Source organism: Gammaproteobacteria bacterium (assembly GCA_011682695.1).
GTDB lineage: Bacteria > Actinomycetota > Acidimicrobiia > Spongiisociales > UBA4744 > BMS3Bbin01.
The window spans coordinates 1-16615 of the sequence record JAACED010000044.1; the positions used below are offsets into that span (position 1 = coordinate 1).

The following is a 16615-nucleotide window of genomic DNA, read 5'->3' on the forward strand; positions in this document are numbered from 1 at the left end:
TGCCATCCGTTTGGAGAATCCGAGCCTGCGCCGTGTCCTTGAGGTGAACGGTGAGCGCAGCATCCCTGACGAGGGTGAGATCGGCGCCTTCGAGAGGGAACAACACCTCGACCCGGCGGTTGAGGTTGCGAGGCATGAGGTCTGCGCTCCCGAGGAACAGTTCCTCATCGCCACCGTTGTGGAAGTAGTAGATGCGTGTGTGTTCCAGGAAACGGCCGACGATGGAAGTGACCGAGATCGTGCTGCTCACACCCGGAATACCCGGGCGGAGGGCGCAGATGCCCCGCACCTGGAGATCGATCTTCACACCGGCCTGTGAAGCGCGATACAGCGCCTGGATCATCTGCTTGTCGACGAGAGCATTCATCTTGAATGCCAGATACCCATCGCCATGCGTTCGATGCCGTTCGATTTCACGCTCGATCCGTTCGAGGAGTTCGGAGCGCATGGCGGTCGGAGCGACGAGGAGCTTTCGGTACTTGGTCTGGTGCGCGTAGCCGGTCAGGACGTTGAAGAGTTCGGAGACATCCTCGGCGATGTCCTCGTCGATCGTGAAGAGCCCGAAGTCCGAGTACACACGTGCGGTGATCGGGTTGTAGTTCCCGGTTCCCAAATGCACATAGCGACGAAGGCCTGTCGACTCTCGGCGAACCACCATGGTCATCTTTGCGTGGGTCTTCAATCCGATGAGTCCATAGACAACGTGCACTCCCGCTTTCTCGAGGGCACGTGCCCAGCCCAGGTTGTTCTCTTCATCGAAGCGAGCTTTGAGTTCCACGAGCACGCTGACTTGCCTGCCGTCCTCGCGCGCCTCGAGGAGTGCGTCGACGATCGGGGAGTTGGGGCCGATGCGATACAGGGTCTGCTTGATGGCCAGCACCTTGGGATCACGTGCCGCCTGGCGGAGAAAGTCGATGACCGGAGCGAAGCTGTCGTACGGGTGATAGAGGATCACGTTTTGCTGACGGATTGCAGCAAAGATGTTGTCGGCTCCGGCAAGGGCGGGTGGGATCGACGGCTTGAACGGCTCGTCCTTCAAGTCGGGTCGGTCGACTTGGGTGAGTTCCATCAGATCTGTGAGACCGAGCGGACCGTCGAAGGCGAACACCTGGTACGGAGCGAGTCCGAGGTTCTTGATCAACATGGCGCGTACCCATTCGGGCATGGCATGGTCGATTTCCAATCGATCTGCAGAGCCGAAGCGCCTGAGTCCCACCCAGCGCTCGACGGCAACGGAGAGATCCGCTGCTTCGTCTTCCTCGATCTCGACGTCGGCGTCACGTGTGAGGCGAAAGGGATACGCGGCAACGATCTCGACTCCTGGAAACAAGAGGTCGAGGTTGGCGGCGATCACCTCTTCGATCCAGACGAATGTATTGCTGGATTGTACGAGGCCGAGGTTGTCGTAACTGTCTGCTTTGTCTTCGCTGGGGACGCGAAGGAGACGGGGGAACACGGCAGGGACTTTGAGCCTCGCGAAGAGTTCCCCTCGGTCGGAATCGTTCACCAATACCGCAAGATTCATGCTCAGGTTCGCGATGTGAGGAAAAGGCCTTCCGGGATCGAAGGCGAGCGGAGTCAGAGCGGGAAAAATCTGCCGCTTGAAGTGGCGGCGAAGCAGCTTGCGCTGCTTTCGTTTGAGTTGATCGTAGGGGAGTACGGAAAGCCCGGCTTCGGCGAGAGCCGGCAACAGGTCGTTCTTGCAGCAGTCCATGTGTGTATCGAGCTGCGGAATCAACGTCTTGCGGATCTCGGCCAACTGCTCTGACGGGGTCATGCCGTCGGGGGGTGCTTCGAGAACACCGGACTCGAGCTGTCGGCGCAGGCCAGAGACGCGGATCATGAAGAACTCGTCGAGATTCGACGCGAAGATCGAGAGGAACTTGACCCGTTCGAGCAGCGGGTGCCGCTTGTCGAGCGCCTCTTCGAGAACCTGACCATTGAACTGCAGCCAGCTCAGTTCCCTGTTGATGAACAGGGACGGATCATCGAGATCGATGGAGTGCTGCAGTGGCTCGGGTGTGGACATTGATCGGGCTCCGGAAGGGCTGCTGAGTGGTGTTATCGGCCTCTTCTGCGTCGAATATACCGTTTCGTTGCACTTGCGGTCGTGGGTACGCTGAAAGCACGATGAAGATCTTGCTGCTGATGCGCCACGGGAAGTCCGATTGGAACGTGGCATCCGGCCATGATCACCAGCGTCCGCTCTCGCAGCGTGGAGTGGATGCAGCCAAGACGATGGGCCGTTTCCTGAGCAGTGCAGGACAGATCCCTGACGCAATTGTCACTTCTTCGGCGGTGCGGGCGGACCAGACGGCCCAATTGGCGTCGGACGCAGGAGATTGGGTCGTGCCGATTCGTGTCACGGACCGTCTCTACGGCACTCGGCCAGAAATCGTTCTTCAGGAGGTCGGTGTCGAACCGGAGGACACCACGAAGCTCATGATCGTCGGGCACGAACCGGTCTGGTCGCTGTTGCTGTCGTCACTGGTAGGAGGGGGACATTATGTCTTTCCAACGGCGGCGGTGGCGCGGATCGACCTGCCGGCGGCGACATGGGCCGACGTGGAACTCGACTCCGGTGAGCTGCGTTGGCTCGTCACACCGCGGCTGCTGGGGAGAGTGCTTATCGACGGTTCCTGAGAACTAGAGAACCGTGTGCCGTGGGATTCCCTCGTGGTAGCGTGCAGCCCATGACGAATCTTCCTGCTCCCGACTGGTACCCGGATCCGGCGAAACGGTATCAGCATCGCTATTGGGACGGCTCTGCATGGACCGACCAGGTTGCCGATGCCGGTATCCAGTCGGTCGACCCGCTCGAGCCCGGAGGCCCTGGAGACGCTGCTGCCGAGAGAATCCAACACCAGGTTGAGGATCAAGCCGGGATCACTGGTGTGCCGGCCGGTGGCGGGACGGTGTTCACCGAACCGGTCCTCGTCGTCAACCAGAAGGTGAAACTCGTCGAGGTGAACAACGAGTACGCGATCTACGATCGGAACGGCAAACAGATCGCCGCGGTCCGACAAGTAGGACAGGGTGTCCTGAAGAAGATCATGCGGGTCGTCTCGAACCTCGACCAGTACATGGCGCACACGTTGCAGGTGGTCGACATGGCGGGCAACGTACTGCTCACCATCACCAGGCCAAGGAAGATCGTGAAGTCGCGATTCGAGATCACGGACGGGTCGGGGAATGAGATCGGCACGGTGCGTCAAAAGAATGTGTTTGGCAAGATCAAGTTCTCCCTGGAGGCAGGCGGCCAGAATGTGGGTTCGATCAATGCGGAGAACTGGCGGGCGTGGAATTTCAGCATCAAGGATGCATCTGGTGCCGAGGTGGCGAGTATCACCAAGACCTGGGAAGGGCTGTTGAAGACGGCGTTCACGACGGCCGACAATTACGTCGTGAAGATCGAGCGTGAGCTCACCGAACCGCTGCGCAGCCTCGTGATCGCTTCGGTCCTGACGGTCGACACGGCACTCAAGCAGGACAGCCGTGGCTTGGACTGATCCGGGGCAACCGACGCCGCTCGACGCCCAGTCGTTCGCCCTCATGTGAGAAGTCGTTGCCTTCGATGTCGTGCGCGAAGGCAACGATGAGCGGTTGTCTCGGAGCGCGTACCGGCGTCCCGATGTCCGAACAACCGTTGGCTCGGATCGTTTCGACAGTCTGCTCCGGAGCGTCGACTTCGAAGCTCACGCCTGACGCGACCGTCGAACCGTCGTAACTTGGCGGAGTCGGACGGTGACTCAGCGCACCGGCAGCGGCGCTCGGCAGTCCTGCCGAGGGGCGACATCGACCCAGAAGACGGACTCCGAGAGGGAGATTGCACCGTCGAGGTCTTCAGCCCGTCGCACGACGGTGATCCCGGAGACGCTCATCGATGTCAGGCTGCCGCTACCACCGTTCGGATTTCTTCTCGTCGTAGTAGTCGAGTTGGTCGATCGGCACAATGAGCGATGTCAGAATGTTCATCAGGTGGGCAGTGATTCTCTTGCAGTACCGGTAGTAGAGGGCCTGCGGGACGGCCTGGGACGGCAGGGTGTCGGCACTGATCTGCTCGAGTACGTGTGCGTCGAACTCATCGAGCTTCCCATCGCCCTCGAGGATGAGTTTCCGTGCTCCTTCCTCGTCGCGAGCGCTGAACGTCCTCGCCGTTTCGGCGACGAACGCGGAGACCCACCGGCGATCGGCGAGGAGTTGTTCCCGGTTCTTGCCGGCTTCTAGTTGACCGACCGCATTTGCGAGGTCCCAGATATTCTTCGCGTAGTCACCGACTCGCTCGGCATCCTTTGCGACGCTCATCGAAGCCAACACCATCGGGAGGTCGGCCTTCGCTCCGTGAACACTGACGTGGACGACGAGTTCGCGCCTCACTTCGCGTTCGGTCTCGTTGATTCTCCGATCAGTCTCCCTGATGTCGGCTCCGACGACGGCGGGATCGGCACCGGCGAGCAGGGCGTCCGTGGCGGCATCGAACGTATGCCTGCCATCGATGATCATGGCCCGGATCTTCTGCTCGATCGCCTCGAGTTCGCTATCCGAGCTTCCCCGGAAGAATTCGATCACCATTTGCGTCTCCTCAATCCAAAAGTAGTAGGCCAATCAGGGGAAGGACAACGAATACACCGATAACGTACATCAGGACCGCAGACTTTCGGATCTCGGCGAGGGCGGCGAGCTTCCTCGCGAGCCACAAGGGTATCCGTCGAATGGCCGGTATGGGGTAGAAAACGAGAATCCCACCGATATTGAACAGGGTGTGGGTCAGCGCGATGACCAGGCCTTCGGGACGGTCGGCGGCGAGAGCGGCCAGGAGCGCAGTTGCGGTCGTTCCGACGTTTGCGCCGAGTGTCACCGGGAACCCGTTCTCGAGCGTAAGCACCCCGGCGGCGATCATGGGGACGAGCAGCGAAGTCGTGATACTCGAACTTTGCACGGCGACGGTCATTACGAGTCCCACCATGATTGCCGGCATGCCACCGCCACGGCCGAGGACCGCGTTCATGGAGCGTTCGATGCGTCCTGCCATCAGTTGTTTCATGGTTCTGGTGATGAATGCCAGGGCAACGAAGATGAGAGCGATGCCGATGATCAAGAGCAGTGTTCCGAGGACCGCCTGGTGCATTCCCGAGCTCTGGAGGGCGGCATCGATGAGCTTCACCGGCGCCTTCACGGCAGTCTTGATCGGGCTGTCCGGCTTCTCGAATTGCAGCGTTGTCGATGCTCCGAGCAAACCGGCGAGGACCGTGGCGGACCGGGACAGGAAGTGGGTGGTGAGTTCGAGGGGGAGAAAGACCACGACGGCGAGCAGATTGAAGAAGTCGTGCATCGTCGCGCCGGCGAACGCTCTGCGGAACTCTTGCGACCGTCTCAGGAAGCCGAGCGACGCGAGCGTGTTGGTGACGGTCGTGCCGATATTGGCTCCCATGACCATCGGGACGGCGAGGGGGACCGTCAGCATGCCGGAGCCGACAAGCCCGACGATGGTCGATGTGGTAACCGAGGAAGACTGGACAAGCACCGTGGCAAGGACGCCAACGAACAGGCCTGCAATCGGGTGTGAAACCTCCTGGAAGAGCCGGTCGGTGAAATCGGCTCCGAACGCCTTGATACCGGATTCGAGAGCCTTGACTCCCACCAGGAAAACGTATAGCAGGAACAGCACCAGAGCGGCTTGCGCCCACTTGGTTGCCCGATCCCGGAAGTCGATGCTCACTTTTCCCTCCGTGGCCGGCCGGACGATACCATCGAGGTTTTGGGTTCACAGTCGAGTCGGCCTGAGGCCCTGATACGGAATACGAAGTGCCTGGTACGAGGGCGAGTTCCAGCGGTTGCTGCAACAGGCGTCACGCTCGCCCCACGGTCTTGGGTCGATCTGAGGTTGCGGCACGAAGTACGAAGTACCAGGTACCAAGTGCCAGGTACGGCGAGCGAAGCGAGCCTCCTAGTGCCTTGGCCAGTAACGTTCGGGGTGTCGATGCCGAGGCAGGGGCGTCTAGTCGCAAGGCCGCACAACGAAGGCGCACCTGCAGGTGCGTCGAGGCGGAGAACGCAGCGAGCGGCGCTCCTGGCCGGCAGAACACCGGAAAGGTTGCCGGTCGAGGCACTAGTAGTGCTGAACCGCTTCGAGGAACTTGCGGGTGCGCTCCTGCTTCGGGTGCAACAGGAGTTCCTCTGGAGCGTTCTCCTCGACGACGACACCGTCATCGATGAACGTCACACGGTCTCCTACCTGGCGGGCGAATCCCATCTCATGGGTGACGACCATCATCGTCATGCCTTCCTCGGCGAGGGTGCGCATGACGTCCAGCACCTCGCCGACGAGTTCGGGATCGAGTGCCGACGTCGGCTCGTCGAAGAGCATCATGTCCGGGTTCATACACAAGGATCGGGCGATGGCCACGCGCTGCTGCTGGCCGCCGGAGAGACGGATGGGGAACTCGTCGATCTTGTCGAGCAGCCCGACCCGTTCCAGCATCTTGTGGGCCACGTCTTCAGCTTCATCCTTGCTGCGTTTCAGGACTTTCTGCTGGGCGATCGTGAGGTTGCCGATCACGGTGAGGTGAGGGAACAAGTTGAACCGCTGGAAGACCATGCCGATACGAGTGCGGACGGCGTCCACATCGGCATCGGGACCGGTGATGTCGTAGCCTTCGATCAGGATCTTGCCTGCAGTGGGTTCCTCAAGACGGTTGATGCACCGCAGCAGCGTCGACTTGCCGGATCCCGAGGGTCCGATGATGCACACAACTTCCCTTTCGTTGACCACGAAGTCGATGCCTTTGAGGACTTCGAGCGGTCCGAAATACTTGTGGAGGTCGACAACCTGGATCGGCGGCATCGCGGTCTTGTCGGCGTCAGCGGGCACGAGCGACTCGTTTCTCCAGGACCGCAACTGCTCTGGTCATTGGGATGGTCATCGCGAGGTAGACCAATCCGGCCACGATGAATGGAGTTGCGTTCGCTGTGATGATCACATGGTCACGTCCGAACCGGGTGAGCTCCTTCGTCGCTGCGGTCACGCCGAGCACCGAGATCAGTGATGTGTCTTTGAGAAGCGCAACCAGCTGGTTCGTCATCGGCGGGATGATGATGCGAAAAGCCTGTGGGATCACGATCGTGGACATGGCCGTCCCGTATGGCATGCCCAGCGATCGAGCCGCCTCCATCTGCCCACGCGGGACGGCTTCGATGCCGGCTCGGATCGTCTCGGCCATGTATGCGGCAGCCACGATCGCAAGGGCGAAGCTGCCATTCGTGTAGGTCCCCGGCAGTCTGAATCCCGTCGCAACAGGAATCCCCTGGCCGATCAGCAGGATCGTGAGGAGGGCCGGGAGACCGCGGAAGATCTCGATGTAGATGGACGCAAACCATCGATACGCTTTGATCACGGAGATGCGCATGAGGGCGATGATCAGAGCCAGGACCAAGCCGCCGGAGAACCCGAACGCGGTGAAGATCAGCGTGTTACGTGCTGCTTGCGTCAGGATGAGGGGGAAGAGATCTTTCGCTACATCCCAATTGAACAGTGCCTGACCGAACACCGCCCAGTCGACCGAGTACCACACGCCGATCAAGGCGGCGAGTGTCACGACGTATACGACACCGCGGATCATCTTCGCGCGTTGTCGCCTACTCACCTCGTCTCCTCCTTCAGGTGTGTGGGGACCCTACCGGGTCCCCACACAGCGTGCCACCGAGCCCTCAGGCTCCTGGGAAGTACTTCTGGAGGATTTCGTCGTAGGTTCCGTTGTCCCTCAGCTTCTTCAACTCGACATTGATCGCGTCCATGAGTGCGGTGCGGTCATTGCTCGTCGCGAAGCCGTACTGCTCTCCGGTGAAGAACTTCTGTGTCACTACGAAGTTCGCATCCTGGTTTGCACGATCCAAGTTGACCGGGAAGTCCTGAAGGATGCCGTCGATGTCGCCCGACTGAAGGGCCAAGAACATCGCTGCAGGCTCGTCGAACGACTTGAGTGTCGCGTCTGCAGGGGCATTCTCCTGTGCGAAGATCTCGCCGGTAGTGCCTGTCTGGACTCCGATCACTTTGCCGGCCATGTCTGGCAGCGACTTGATCGAGTCGGCATCTGCCTTTCGGATCAGCAGGGACTGGTCCGCGTCGAAGTACGGGTCGGAGAACAGTGCGTTTGCCGCGCGTTCTTCGGTGATCGTCATGGCCGAGACCACGATGTCGCACGTTCCTGCCTGCGGTGCAAGCCAGATACCGTCGAACGGCTGGACCGTGACTTCCATCTTCAGCCCAAGACCGTCGGCGATCTTGGACATGAGGTCCATGTCGAATCCGGTCCAGGAGCCATCGTCGGCCTGGAACTCAAACGGCGGGTACGGCGCATCGCTGCAGACAGTCAGGGTGCCTGACTTCACCAGCTTGTAGTCGCCGCTCGATCCCGTCGCGCAAGCCGTCGCCACGAGAGCCAACACGAGTACGAGTACGAGAGCGATGTTCATTCGTCTCATTGGGTGTTCCTCCTCCTGAGCGCAGGCCGCGCCCTAAAGCGAATGTTACGCACCATAGGCTCGGCTTGCACATGCGCCCGGCTCCGGACTCTCCTTTTCGACACTCCCGGCGCTAATCTGATGTCGCGCGTCGGTGGTAGCTTCCAGGTACGACGCCGAGACCCCATCAAGGATTCCCCATGAACGAAGGTCTGCTGGACCGCATCAACGACCCGGCCGATCTCAAAGACCTCACTCCCGAACAGCTCGAAGAACTCTGTGGAGAGATCCGGACGTATCTCGTAGACGAGATCAGCAATACGGGGGGTCATCTGTCACCCAACCTCGGCATCGTCGAGTTGACGTTGGCCATTCACCGCAGCTTCGACAGTCCCCGTGATCGCATCATCTTCGACGTCGGGCACCAGGCATACGTCCACAAACTGGTCACTGGGCGACACGACTTCTCCACCCTGCGTACGTTCGGGGGATTGTCCGGCTATCCGAATCGTCGTGAGAGCGAGCACGACTGGGTCGAGAACAGCCATGCGTCCACCGCGCTCAGCTATGCGCTCGGCAACGCGATCGCGAACTCCCGGCTCGGGAACAACCGCTTCACGGTTGCTGTGATCGGAGATGGTGCCCTGACGGGAGGCATGGCCTACGAAGCGCTGAACCATATCGCCGTTCTGCGCCCTCCCCGCCTGGTCATCGTGCTCAACGACAACGGACGGTCCTATGCGCCGACCGTTGGCGGCATCGCCGCACTCGCGCACGTTCGGTTCGATCCTCGTTATGAGTGGGCCAAGAGGACGCTCGGCAAACTCCTCCGCAGCATCCCGGCGGTCGGTGAGAGTGCCGACGAACTCGCCCGCAGGCTCAAGGAGGGTTTCAAGCAGTTGATCGAGCCCGGCACCGTCTTCGACGCGATGGGCTTGAAATACTCGGGAACGATCGACGGCCACGACATCGCCGCGATCGAGGAGGCGTTCACCCATGCCCGGACATTCGATGAGCCGACGGTGGTGCATGTTGTCACCGAGAAAGGCAGGGGCTACGAGCCGGCGGTTCGTGATGAAGTCGACAAGCTGCATGGGGTACCGTCGTTCGACGTTCCGACCGGACGCCCAAAGAACTCGGAGTTGAAGCTGACCGACGTCGTGGGTCGAGCGCTCGTCCACGCCGCAAGAGAGCGAGAGGACCTCATTGCGATCTCTGCGGCAATGATCTCGAGCACCGGATTGGCCGAGATGGCCGACGAGTTCCCGGACAGGGTGATCGACACGGGCATCGCGGAACAACACGCCGTGACACTTGCCGCAGGCCTTGCGATGTCCGGACTCCGTCCGGTCGTGGCCATCTATTCGAGTTTCCTGCAACGCGCCTTCGATCAGATCACGATGGATGTCGCACTGCACGAACTGCCTGTGGTGTTCCTGCTCGACCGCGCCGGCGTGACCGGCCCCGACGGGGCGTCCCATCACGGTGCGTTCGACCTGTCCTATCTGAGGATGATCCCCAACATGGTGATTGGGGCTCCGTCGGATGCGGTCGAGCTGTGTGGGATGGTGGAGACCGCCCTCGATGTGGACGGCCCGATGGCCATCCGATTCCCGAAGGGACCTGCAGGGTCTCTTCCGGGATTCCCCGTGGAGCCATTGGAGGTGGGCGTCTGGGAGGAACTCCGGTCGGGGGTCGATGTCATGATCTTCGCCGTGGGTCGCATGGTCGAACCTTCGACGAAGGCGGCTCTGATGTTGGAGCAGCAAGGCATCTCGGTTGGGGTCGTGAATGCCCGCTGGGTCAAGCCCATGGACAGGAGGCTCTGCGACTGGGCTCGAGACGTGTCCCATGTCGTCACCATCGAGGACAATGTGCTCTCCGGGGGTTTCGGGGAAGGGGTCATGGAGATCCTCAGCTCCGAAGGTCTTGCCGGCAAGGTGTATACGATCGGGCTCCCCGACCAGTTCCTGCCTGCCGGAGCTGCCGGCAAGGTCCTCGAATCGGTCGAGATGGACCCGGACGCTCTCGCTCGTCGGATTGCCGCGTTCATCGTCTGATACACCGGATCTGCTCATAGCGGGCGCGTTCAATACGCGAAATCCAGGGTCTTTCTTGATGGCTGCCGAGGGTTCGCAGTCTGCCGAATGATGCCGGTGTGCGGGTCGGCAGGCGGTGCCTCGACTACCAGCCTCTTGCGCCATTCCGCCGGCCAGGGACGCCGTTCGCGATGTCCCTACGAGCGACGTGTCCGACTCGACATCGACACTCCGGATGTCGTGGGCCAAGGCGCTGGGAGCGTTACCCGCAAGCCCTCGATCACCACCCATGCGGCGCCGGCAGAATCGAGCACAGAGCAAGTGGCGGATGCATCATCGTCGAGGAGCGTGTCATGCATCGTCCGACGGGCTCCTGGTCAACGTCGGTATTCGTTCAGTGCCGGCGAGAACTAGTTGAAGTCGTCGTTGCACGACCGCTAAGTTATTACGGTTGCGGGTGAACCGCAGATCTATAGCTGGAGGTCGAATGACGAAACGAATCATCCTATTGGTAGTTGTTCTTGCGATGGTTGCCGCCGCTTGCGCAAGTGGCGGAGAGGCAACCACGACAACCGCCGGTACCGAGACACCAACGACAACTGCCGCGCCTGCGCAGACGTCGGCCGCAGGAAGCTTGCTCGACACCGTGATTCAACGCGGCGTTCTCAGGTGCGGGGTCAACGAGACGCTGCCAGGTTTCGGGTCCAAGGACTCGGCCGGCCAATTCGTCGGCTTTGACACCGACCTTTGCCGGGCAATCGCAGCTGCCGTACTGGGTGACTCCACCAAGGTCGAGTTCACATCGCTGACGGCCGCACAGCGGTTCGAAGCCGTGAGCAGTGGATCGATTGACGTGCTGAGCCGGAACACGACATGGACTCAGAGCCGCGACGGCGAGTTGGGTCTGACGTTCGCTCCGACGACGTACTACGACGGTCAGCAGGTCATGGCGCGCACGGCTGACGGTTTCAGCGCCGATTCGACCCTTGCCGACCTTCAGGGTGCGATTGTCTGCACGAACGCAGGCACCACGACTGAAAAGAACATCCAGGAAGCACTCAACGCGATAGGTGTCGACTTCACGTTGACGACCTTCGAAGACTTCAACATGGTGTTGCAGAACTTCAAGGACGGCGCATGTGACGCGGTAACGACGGACGGTTCCGGCCTCGTGTCCCGCAAGTCGACAGATGAGCCGACGCTGGGCGACTGGGTCATCTTCCCGGCTGTGCCGCTGTCCAAGGAGCCCCTCGGTCCTGCGACCAAGCAGGGCGATGCTCTTTGGAGCGACGCGGTGCGGTGGACCATCTATGCGATGTTCATTGCTGAGGAGAACGGTGTTACGAGCGCCAACGTCGACGAGATGAAGGCCAATCCGCCCACCGGCGAGATCGGTCGTCTCCTCGGTGGAGACGGAGAGAAGCAGACCGCCATGGGTCTGCCTGCCGATGCGTTCTATCAGGTGATCAAGCAGGTTGGTAACTACGCAGAGGTGTACGACAAGCACCTTACGCCGCTTGGACTGAAGCGGGGCCTCAACGCCCTGTGGATCGACGGTGGCCTTCTGTACGCACCACCGGCCCGCTAGACATAGCGAAGAAAAAGTGTTGGGGGACGCGTTGCGTCCCCCAACCACCTAAAGGAGGCGTGTGACTCAGGCACGCGAGATATCTCAGCCGCATGCTCGACCGCCGTTGTGGCGTAATGCCGCCTTCCTGAAGTGGGCGGGACAGATCGGTGTTCTCGTCGCGCTGGTTCTGGTGGCAGTCGCCGCAGTCACGGTTGCCTCCAACAACCTGAAGGCGCAAGGCCTTCCTTTCTCGTGGAAATTCCTCACCGACGTACCGGGGATCAGGCTCGCCGAGGGGTTCGAGACGGTCCCCGAGACCGGTTTGCAGGCTCTCCTCGTCGGTATCGTCAACATGCTGAGAGTGACGGTCACGGGGATCTTTGCTGCGACGTTCCTCGGTGTGATCGTTGGCATCGCGCGTCTCTCATCGAACTGGATCGTGTCGAAAGTGGCGGTGGTCTACATCGAGTTGATGCGGAATATTCCGCTCCTCGTCCAGATCGTCTTCTGGTTCTCCATCGCCGGTGGCTTCCCCATTCTGAAGCCGACCGGTAATGGACCCATCGATGGATGGTTCTACATCACCAACAAGGGAATCTCGATTCCCTGGTTCTTTCCCCGGGAAGTCTTCTGGCAGTGGATCGCTTTTGTCGTCGCAGGCCTGATCGCGGCACGCTTCGTGTTCCGGTGGCGCGTTCGACACCTGGAGGAGACGGGGGAGGCCGGCCACGAGTTCCTCTTTTCGATTGGAGCATTCCTGGCCATTGCGGTGATCGGTTGGTGGGCGCATCCGATCACAGGTTTCCTCGGGTGGATCTTCGGCGCAGTCGGGTGGGTCTTCCGTTCAACGCCGCTGCTGCTCGGCCAACTCATCCTCGCAGGTGCTTCAGCGGCGATCGGATTCCTGTGGATCAAACGATTCCTGGATTCGCGCCGAACCCCTGCCGGGTTGGCCAAGCTGACCGATGACGACTACTTCCGGATCATCTTCGCCGGACTTCTCGGGATGCTTGGAGCCGCCGTGTTCATCCTGGTCCCCGGCATCACCAACGGGATCCTGGGGGGGCTTCAGAGATTCTTCGAGTTCGCCGACACGAAATACGACTGGCTTCGCACGGGGCAGATCGTCGAGTTTGGCCGTCCCGGGGTGATCATCCCCGGCAAGTTCCCGCAGTTGGCGCCGACCGGGATGACGATGACTCAGTTCTTCTTCGCCGTATGGATGGCCATCACCTTGTACACGGCATCGTTCATCGCGGAGATCGTCCGAGGCGGCATCCTGGCTGTGCCGAAAGGACAGACCGAAGCGGGACTGGCGGTCGGACTGCGCAGAGGGCAGTTGCTGCGAATGATCGTGCTCCCACAGGCGTTCCGGGTCATTCTGCCGCCGATGGGAAACCAGTATCTCAACCTTGCGAAGAACACTTCACTGGGAATCGCGGTCGGCTACGCGGAGGTCGTTGCAGTGGGCCAAACGCTGTTCAACCAGACGGGAGCAACCGTACAGATCATCCTGTTTTGGATGGCGTTCTACCTGCTCGTCAGCCTCACGCTGAGCGCCATGGTGAACTGGTATAACCGCAGAGTGCAGCTGGTGGAACGATGACGATGCAGGGCCCCCCACCCCCGGAGAAGGTTACTGCTCTCGAGCACTGGACTCGGTGGGCGAAAGAGAACCTGTTCTCGTCGTTCTTCAATTCCGTCCTCAGCGTCGTATCGATCGTGGTAGCCGCCCTGGCGATTCGGGGGCTGTTCTCGTTCGTCTTCGCCCCCGAGCGCAAGTGGTACGTCATCCCTCCGAACATGAAGCTGTATTGGACGGATGTGTATCCACCGGCGGTAATGGGGCGAATGTGGGTTTCCCTCGGCCTGGTCTTGGCACTGACGGGCCTCAGCCTTGCGATCTGGCGGGTCGGCGGCCGGCTCACACCCGCACGCCTTGCCCAGTTTGCACGGGGCGTCGGCCTGAGCCTTCTGGTGCTCGCAGCGCTCGTCTCGATTCCGGCAATCGTGCGGATCTGGCTCGTCATAGCCGGTGTGATCTTCTACGGCGTTTCGTGGCTGGTCAAGCTGCTGTGGTCCGGCGGTGAAGACATCGAAACGATATCGGTGATGTGGCTCCTGATCGGAACACTGGTCGCGGTGCTTGGCGTCGTGTGGGCTCTGAGAATCGAGACGGGAACCAAGGTGTCGCTGACGGTGCAGGCTGCGGTCTTCATCGGTGCCTACCTCATCGGCCTCTTCATACGGGACCGGGTCCCGGGCGCCGTAACCCGGGGGTCCCTTGTGGCGTTCTGGGTTCTGTCTCTTCCCCTTATCTACCTCGTGATCCAGCGAGACCCCGACCTCAGTGCCGTTGCGGTGACCACGATGGTGATCCCGTTCACAGCGGCATTCGCGGTCATCGGCGCCGCGTACATGTGGTGGGCAGGGTCCGCGAATCCAGGAGAGGTAGCCAAGCTCGTCGCTGCACTCCTCTTCGTCGCGGCCATTGCTTCATGGTTCACCTCGATCGCAGTGCTGCCCCGATTCCTTCTTCTTGCCCTGGCGGTATTCGGCCTTGCCGCGTCGACGTTCGGCGGAACCGACCAAGGCCGCAACGGGTTGGTGATCGCATGGATCGCAGTGGATCTCGTCATCGCGTACTTCATGACGATGGCAATGGCGGGAACCGGGATACCGGTGCTCGGCGACTTCATCGGCGGGCTGAACCTCACGTTTCTGCTCTCGATCGCAGGCATCGGCCTGGCGTTCCCCATCGGGATCATGCTTGCCTTGGGACGGACATCGTCCATGCCTATTTTCCGGTTGCTCTCCACCGGGTACATCGAGATCGTTCGCGGTGTCCCGCTGATTACCGTGTTGTTCTTCGGGAACTTGGTGATCAACCGTTTCTTGCCGGCAGACATTCGTCTCGACGACATCGTCAAGGCGATGATCGCCGTAGCGTTGTTTGCCGCGGCCTATCTGGCCGAGAACGTTCGCGGTGGTCTCCAGTCGATCCCGACGGGACAGCGTGAGGCCGCGCAGGCGGTGGGGCTTTCTACCGTCCAGATGACGGTCCTGATCACGCTCCCACAGGCTTTGCGGGCCGTGATCCCTGCCATCGTCGGACAGGTCATCACCCTGTTCAAAGACACATCGCTGGTGGCGATCATCGGGTTGGCGGACTTCCTGCGGATTGCCAGGGACGTTGTGCCGAATCAGCCGGAATCCCTCGGCAGCCTGCAAGAGAGCCTGCTGTTCGCGGTTGTGATCTATTGGATCTTCTCGTTTGGCACGAGCCGCGCAAGTATGCGCCTTGAGAAGAAGTTGGGAGTTGGTGAACGGTGAGTGGAGGGCGCAAATGAGTGACCGCGACATGATCGTTGTTGAGGACCTCAACAAGTGGTTCGGTGATTTCCACGTGCTTCGCGGGATCACGACCACCATCAAGGAACAGGAGGTCGTGGTGGTGATCGGTCCTTCCGGCTCCGGAAAGTCGACGTTCATCCGGTGCATCAACCACCTCGAGCAGCACCAGTCCGGCAGGATCATCGTCGACGGCGTGGAACTCACGCACGATCTGCGCAACATCGAGAAGATCCGGTCAGATGTCGGCATCGTATTCCAGCAGTTCAACCTATTCCCACACCTGACCGTGACGCAGAACCTGACGCTCGCCCAGATCTGGGTGCGGAAACGCACCAAGACCGAGGCCGAGGAGACGGCGAGGCGGCTGCTCGAACGGGTCGGTATCCCGGAGCAGGCAGATAAGTACCCAGGTCAGCTGTCCGGCGGTCAGCAGCAGCGCGTCGCCATCGCCCGGGCGCTGGCCATGGACCCGAAGATCATGCTCTTCGACGAGCCGACGTCCGCGCTCGACCCCGAGATGATCAAAGAGGTCCTCGACGTCATGAAGGAACTGGCCCGTTCCGGCATGACGATGATCGTGGTCACCCATGAGATGGGATTCGCGAAAGAGGTCGCCGACCGGGTCATGTTCTTCGACTACGGTCAGATCGTCGAAGAGGGGACGCCGGAGCATTTCTTCACCGCACCGGAACACGACCGCACGAAGCTGTTCCTGAGCCAGATCCTCTGAACTCAGTTCTCAGTCGTCAGTTCTCAGTCGAGCAAAAAGGCCGAAAAGTATTCGCTTGATGACTTCTGTGTCCCTACTCAGGCTGCAATGGTCTGCTTCGACCGTGTATCCGAGATCCCGGGAGAGTCGTAGCTGGTAGTGCAGTTCGCTGGCCGAACCAAGGGCGATGCTAAGGAAGCGTGCGAAGTCGGCTCTTGATGATCTGCCCGCACCTTCGGCGATGTTGGAAGGGATGGATACGGAGCAGCGGCGCATCTGCGACACCAAGCCGAACTTCTCTTCCGGAGGGAAAGATCTGGTGATGTCGTAGGTTCTGATGGCAAGAAGGTGGGCCTTCTTCCATACCTCGAGCTGTTCATAGTTCTGCACGCTTGAGAGGTATCACACGACTGGTTGTGAGTAAACCCTGATGACTGATGACTGATGACTGATGACTGATGACTGATGACTGATGACTGATGA

General features: G+C 60.6%; 14 protein-coding genes and 1 pseudogene. 7 read left to right on the forward strand and 8 right to left on the reverse strand.

Annotated elements, in window-relative coordinates; genetic code table 11:
• Window positions 1-2029 (reverse strand): polyphosphate kinase 1 (gene ppk1, locus GWP04_09135; GenBank protein NIA25716.1); only part of this gene is annotated, 2029 nt, incomplete at its 3' end.
• Window positions 2030-2130: 101 nt separating this feature from the next.
• Here ppk1 and GWP04_09140 point away from each other — a divergent pair.
• Both GWP04_09140 and GWP04_09145 read left to right on the forward strand, forming a co-directional pair.
• Complete coding sequence (locus GWP04_09140) at window positions 2131-2643, forward strand: histidine phosphatase family protein (GenBank protein NIA25717.1); 513 nt, start codon at window positions 2131-2133, stop codon at window positions 2641-2643.
• A gap of 41 nt (window positions 2644-2684) precedes the next feature.
• The gene (locus GWP04_09145; GenBank protein ID NIA25718.1) at window positions 2685-3509 is read left to right on the forward strand and encodes a DUF2510 domain-containing protein; all 825 of its coding nucleotides are present in this window, start codon (window positions 2685-2687) and stop codon (window positions 3507-3509) included.
• Here the strand turns inward: GWP04_09145 and GWP04_09150 are convergent.
• From GWP04_09150 to GWP04_09175, 6 genes are all read right to left on the reverse strand, one after another.
• Window positions 3481-3699, reverse strand: coding sequence for a hypothetical protein (locus GWP04_09150; GenBank protein NIA25719.1), 219 nt, complete (start codon window positions 3697-3699; stop codon window positions 3481-3483). The genes GWP04_09145 and GWP04_09150 overlap by 29 nt on opposite strands.
• Window positions 3700-3897: 198 nt before the next feature.
• Window positions 3898-4572, reverse strand: coding sequence for a hypothetical protein (locus GWP04_09155; GenBank protein ID NIA25720.1), 675 nt, complete (start codon window positions 4570-4572; stop codon window positions 3898-3900).
• A 10-nt stretch (window positions 4573-4582) separates the two neighbouring features.
• The gene (locus GWP04_09160) at window positions 4583-5671 is read right to left on the reverse strand and encodes a sodium dependent phosphate transporter (GenBank protein NIA25721.1); all 1089 of its coding nucleotides are present in this window, start codon (window positions 5669-5671) and stop codon (window positions 4583-4585) included.
• 438 nt (window positions 5672-6109) lie between these two features.
• Entirely contained in the window at window positions 6110-6844 is a 735-nt protein-coding gene (locus GWP04_09165; protein ID NIA25722.1) for an ATP-binding cassette domain-containing protein, read from the reverse strand.
• Window positions 6845-6860: 16 nt separating this feature from the next.
• Window positions 6861-7619, reverse strand: coding sequence for an ABC transporter permease subunit (locus GWP04_09170; protein ID NIA25723.1), 759 nt, complete (start codon window positions 7617-7619; stop codon window positions 6861-6863).
• An 88-nt stretch (window positions 7620-7707) separates the two neighbouring features.
• On the reverse strand, window positions 7708-8481 hold the full coding sequence (locus tag GWP04_09175) for a transporter substrate-binding domain-containing protein (GenBank protein NIA25724.1): 774 nt from the start codon (window positions 8479-8481) through the stop codon (window positions 7708-7710).
• Between the two features lie 191 nt (window positions 8482-8672).
• Here GWP04_09175 and dxs point away from each other — a divergent pair, with 191 nt between their 5' ends.
• From dxs to GWP04_09200, 5 genes and pseudogenes are all read left to right on the forward strand, one after another.
• Complete coding sequence (dxs, locus tag GWP04_09180) at window positions 8673-10520, forward strand: 1-deoxy-D-xylulose-5-phosphate synthase (GenBank protein NIA25725.1); 1848 nt, start codon at window positions 8673-8675, stop codon at window positions 10518-10520.
• A 466-nt stretch (window positions 10521-10986) separates the two neighbouring features.
• Window positions 10987-12087, forward strand: coding sequence for a transporter substrate-binding domain-containing protein (locus GWP04_09185; GenBank protein ID NIA25726.1), 1101 nt, complete (start codon window positions 10987-10989; stop codon window positions 12085-12087).
• Window positions 12088-12421: 334 nt separating this feature from the next.
• A pseudogene (locus GWP04_09190) lies at window positions 12422-12580 on the forward strand (ABC transporter permease subunit).
• Between the two features lie 1091 nt (window positions 12581-13671).
• Window positions 13672-15402, forward strand: a complete 1731-nt coding sequence (locus GWP04_09195) for an ABC transporter permease subunit (GenBank protein ID NIA25727.1) — start codon at window positions 13672-13674, stop codon at window positions 15400-15402.
• 28 nt (window positions 15403-15430) lie between these two features.
• Window positions 15431-16153, forward strand: coding sequence for an ATP-binding cassette domain-containing protein (locus GWP04_09200; protein ID NIA25728.1), 723 nt, complete (start codon window positions 15431-15433; stop codon window positions 16151-16153).
• A gap of 9 nt (window positions 16154-16162) precedes the next feature.
• Here GWP04_09200 and GWP04_09205 read toward each other — a convergent pair whose 3' ends face one another.
• The gene (locus tag GWP04_09205) at window positions 16163-16522 is read right to left on the reverse strand and encodes a four helix bundle protein (GenBank protein NIA25729.1); all 360 of its coding nucleotides are present in this window, start codon (window positions 16520-16522) and stop codon (window positions 16163-16165) included.
• Window positions 16523-16615 lie beyond the last annotated feature (93 nt).

Bases quoted from the DNA above. Each gene is read 5' to 3' on its own strand.
- GWP04_09140 (NIA25717.1), top strand. From the start codon at position 2,131: ATGAAGATCTTGCTGCTGATGCGCCACGGGAAGTCCGATTGGAACGTG.
- GWP04_09155 (NIA25720.1), bottom strand. From the start codon at position 4,572: ATGGTGATCGAATTCTTCCGGGGAAGCTCGGATAGCGAACTCGAGGCG.
- GWP04_09165 (NIA25722.1), bottom strand. From the start codon at position 6,844: ATGCCGCCGATCCAGGTTGTCGACCTCCACAAGTATTTCGGACCGCTC.
- GWP04_09170 (NIA25723.1), bottom strand. From the start codon at position 7,619: ATGATCCGCGGTGTCGTATACGTCGTGACACTCGCCGCCTTGATCGGC.
- GWP04_09175 (NIA25724.1), bottom strand. From the start codon at position 8,481: ATGAGACGAATGAACATCGCTCTCGTACTCGTACTCGTGTTGGCTCTC.
- GWP04_09185 (NIA25726.1), top strand. From the start codon at position 10,987: ATGACGAAACGAATCATCCTATTGGTAGTTGTTCTTGCGATGGTTGCC.
- GWP04_09195 (NIA25727.1), top strand. From the start codon at position 13,672: ATGACGATGCAGGGCCCCCCACCCCCGGAGAAGGTTACTGCTCTCGAG.
- GWP04_09200 (NIA25728.1), top strand. From the start codon at position 15,431: ATGATCGTTGTTGAGGACCTCAACAAGTGGTTCGGTGATTTCCACGTG.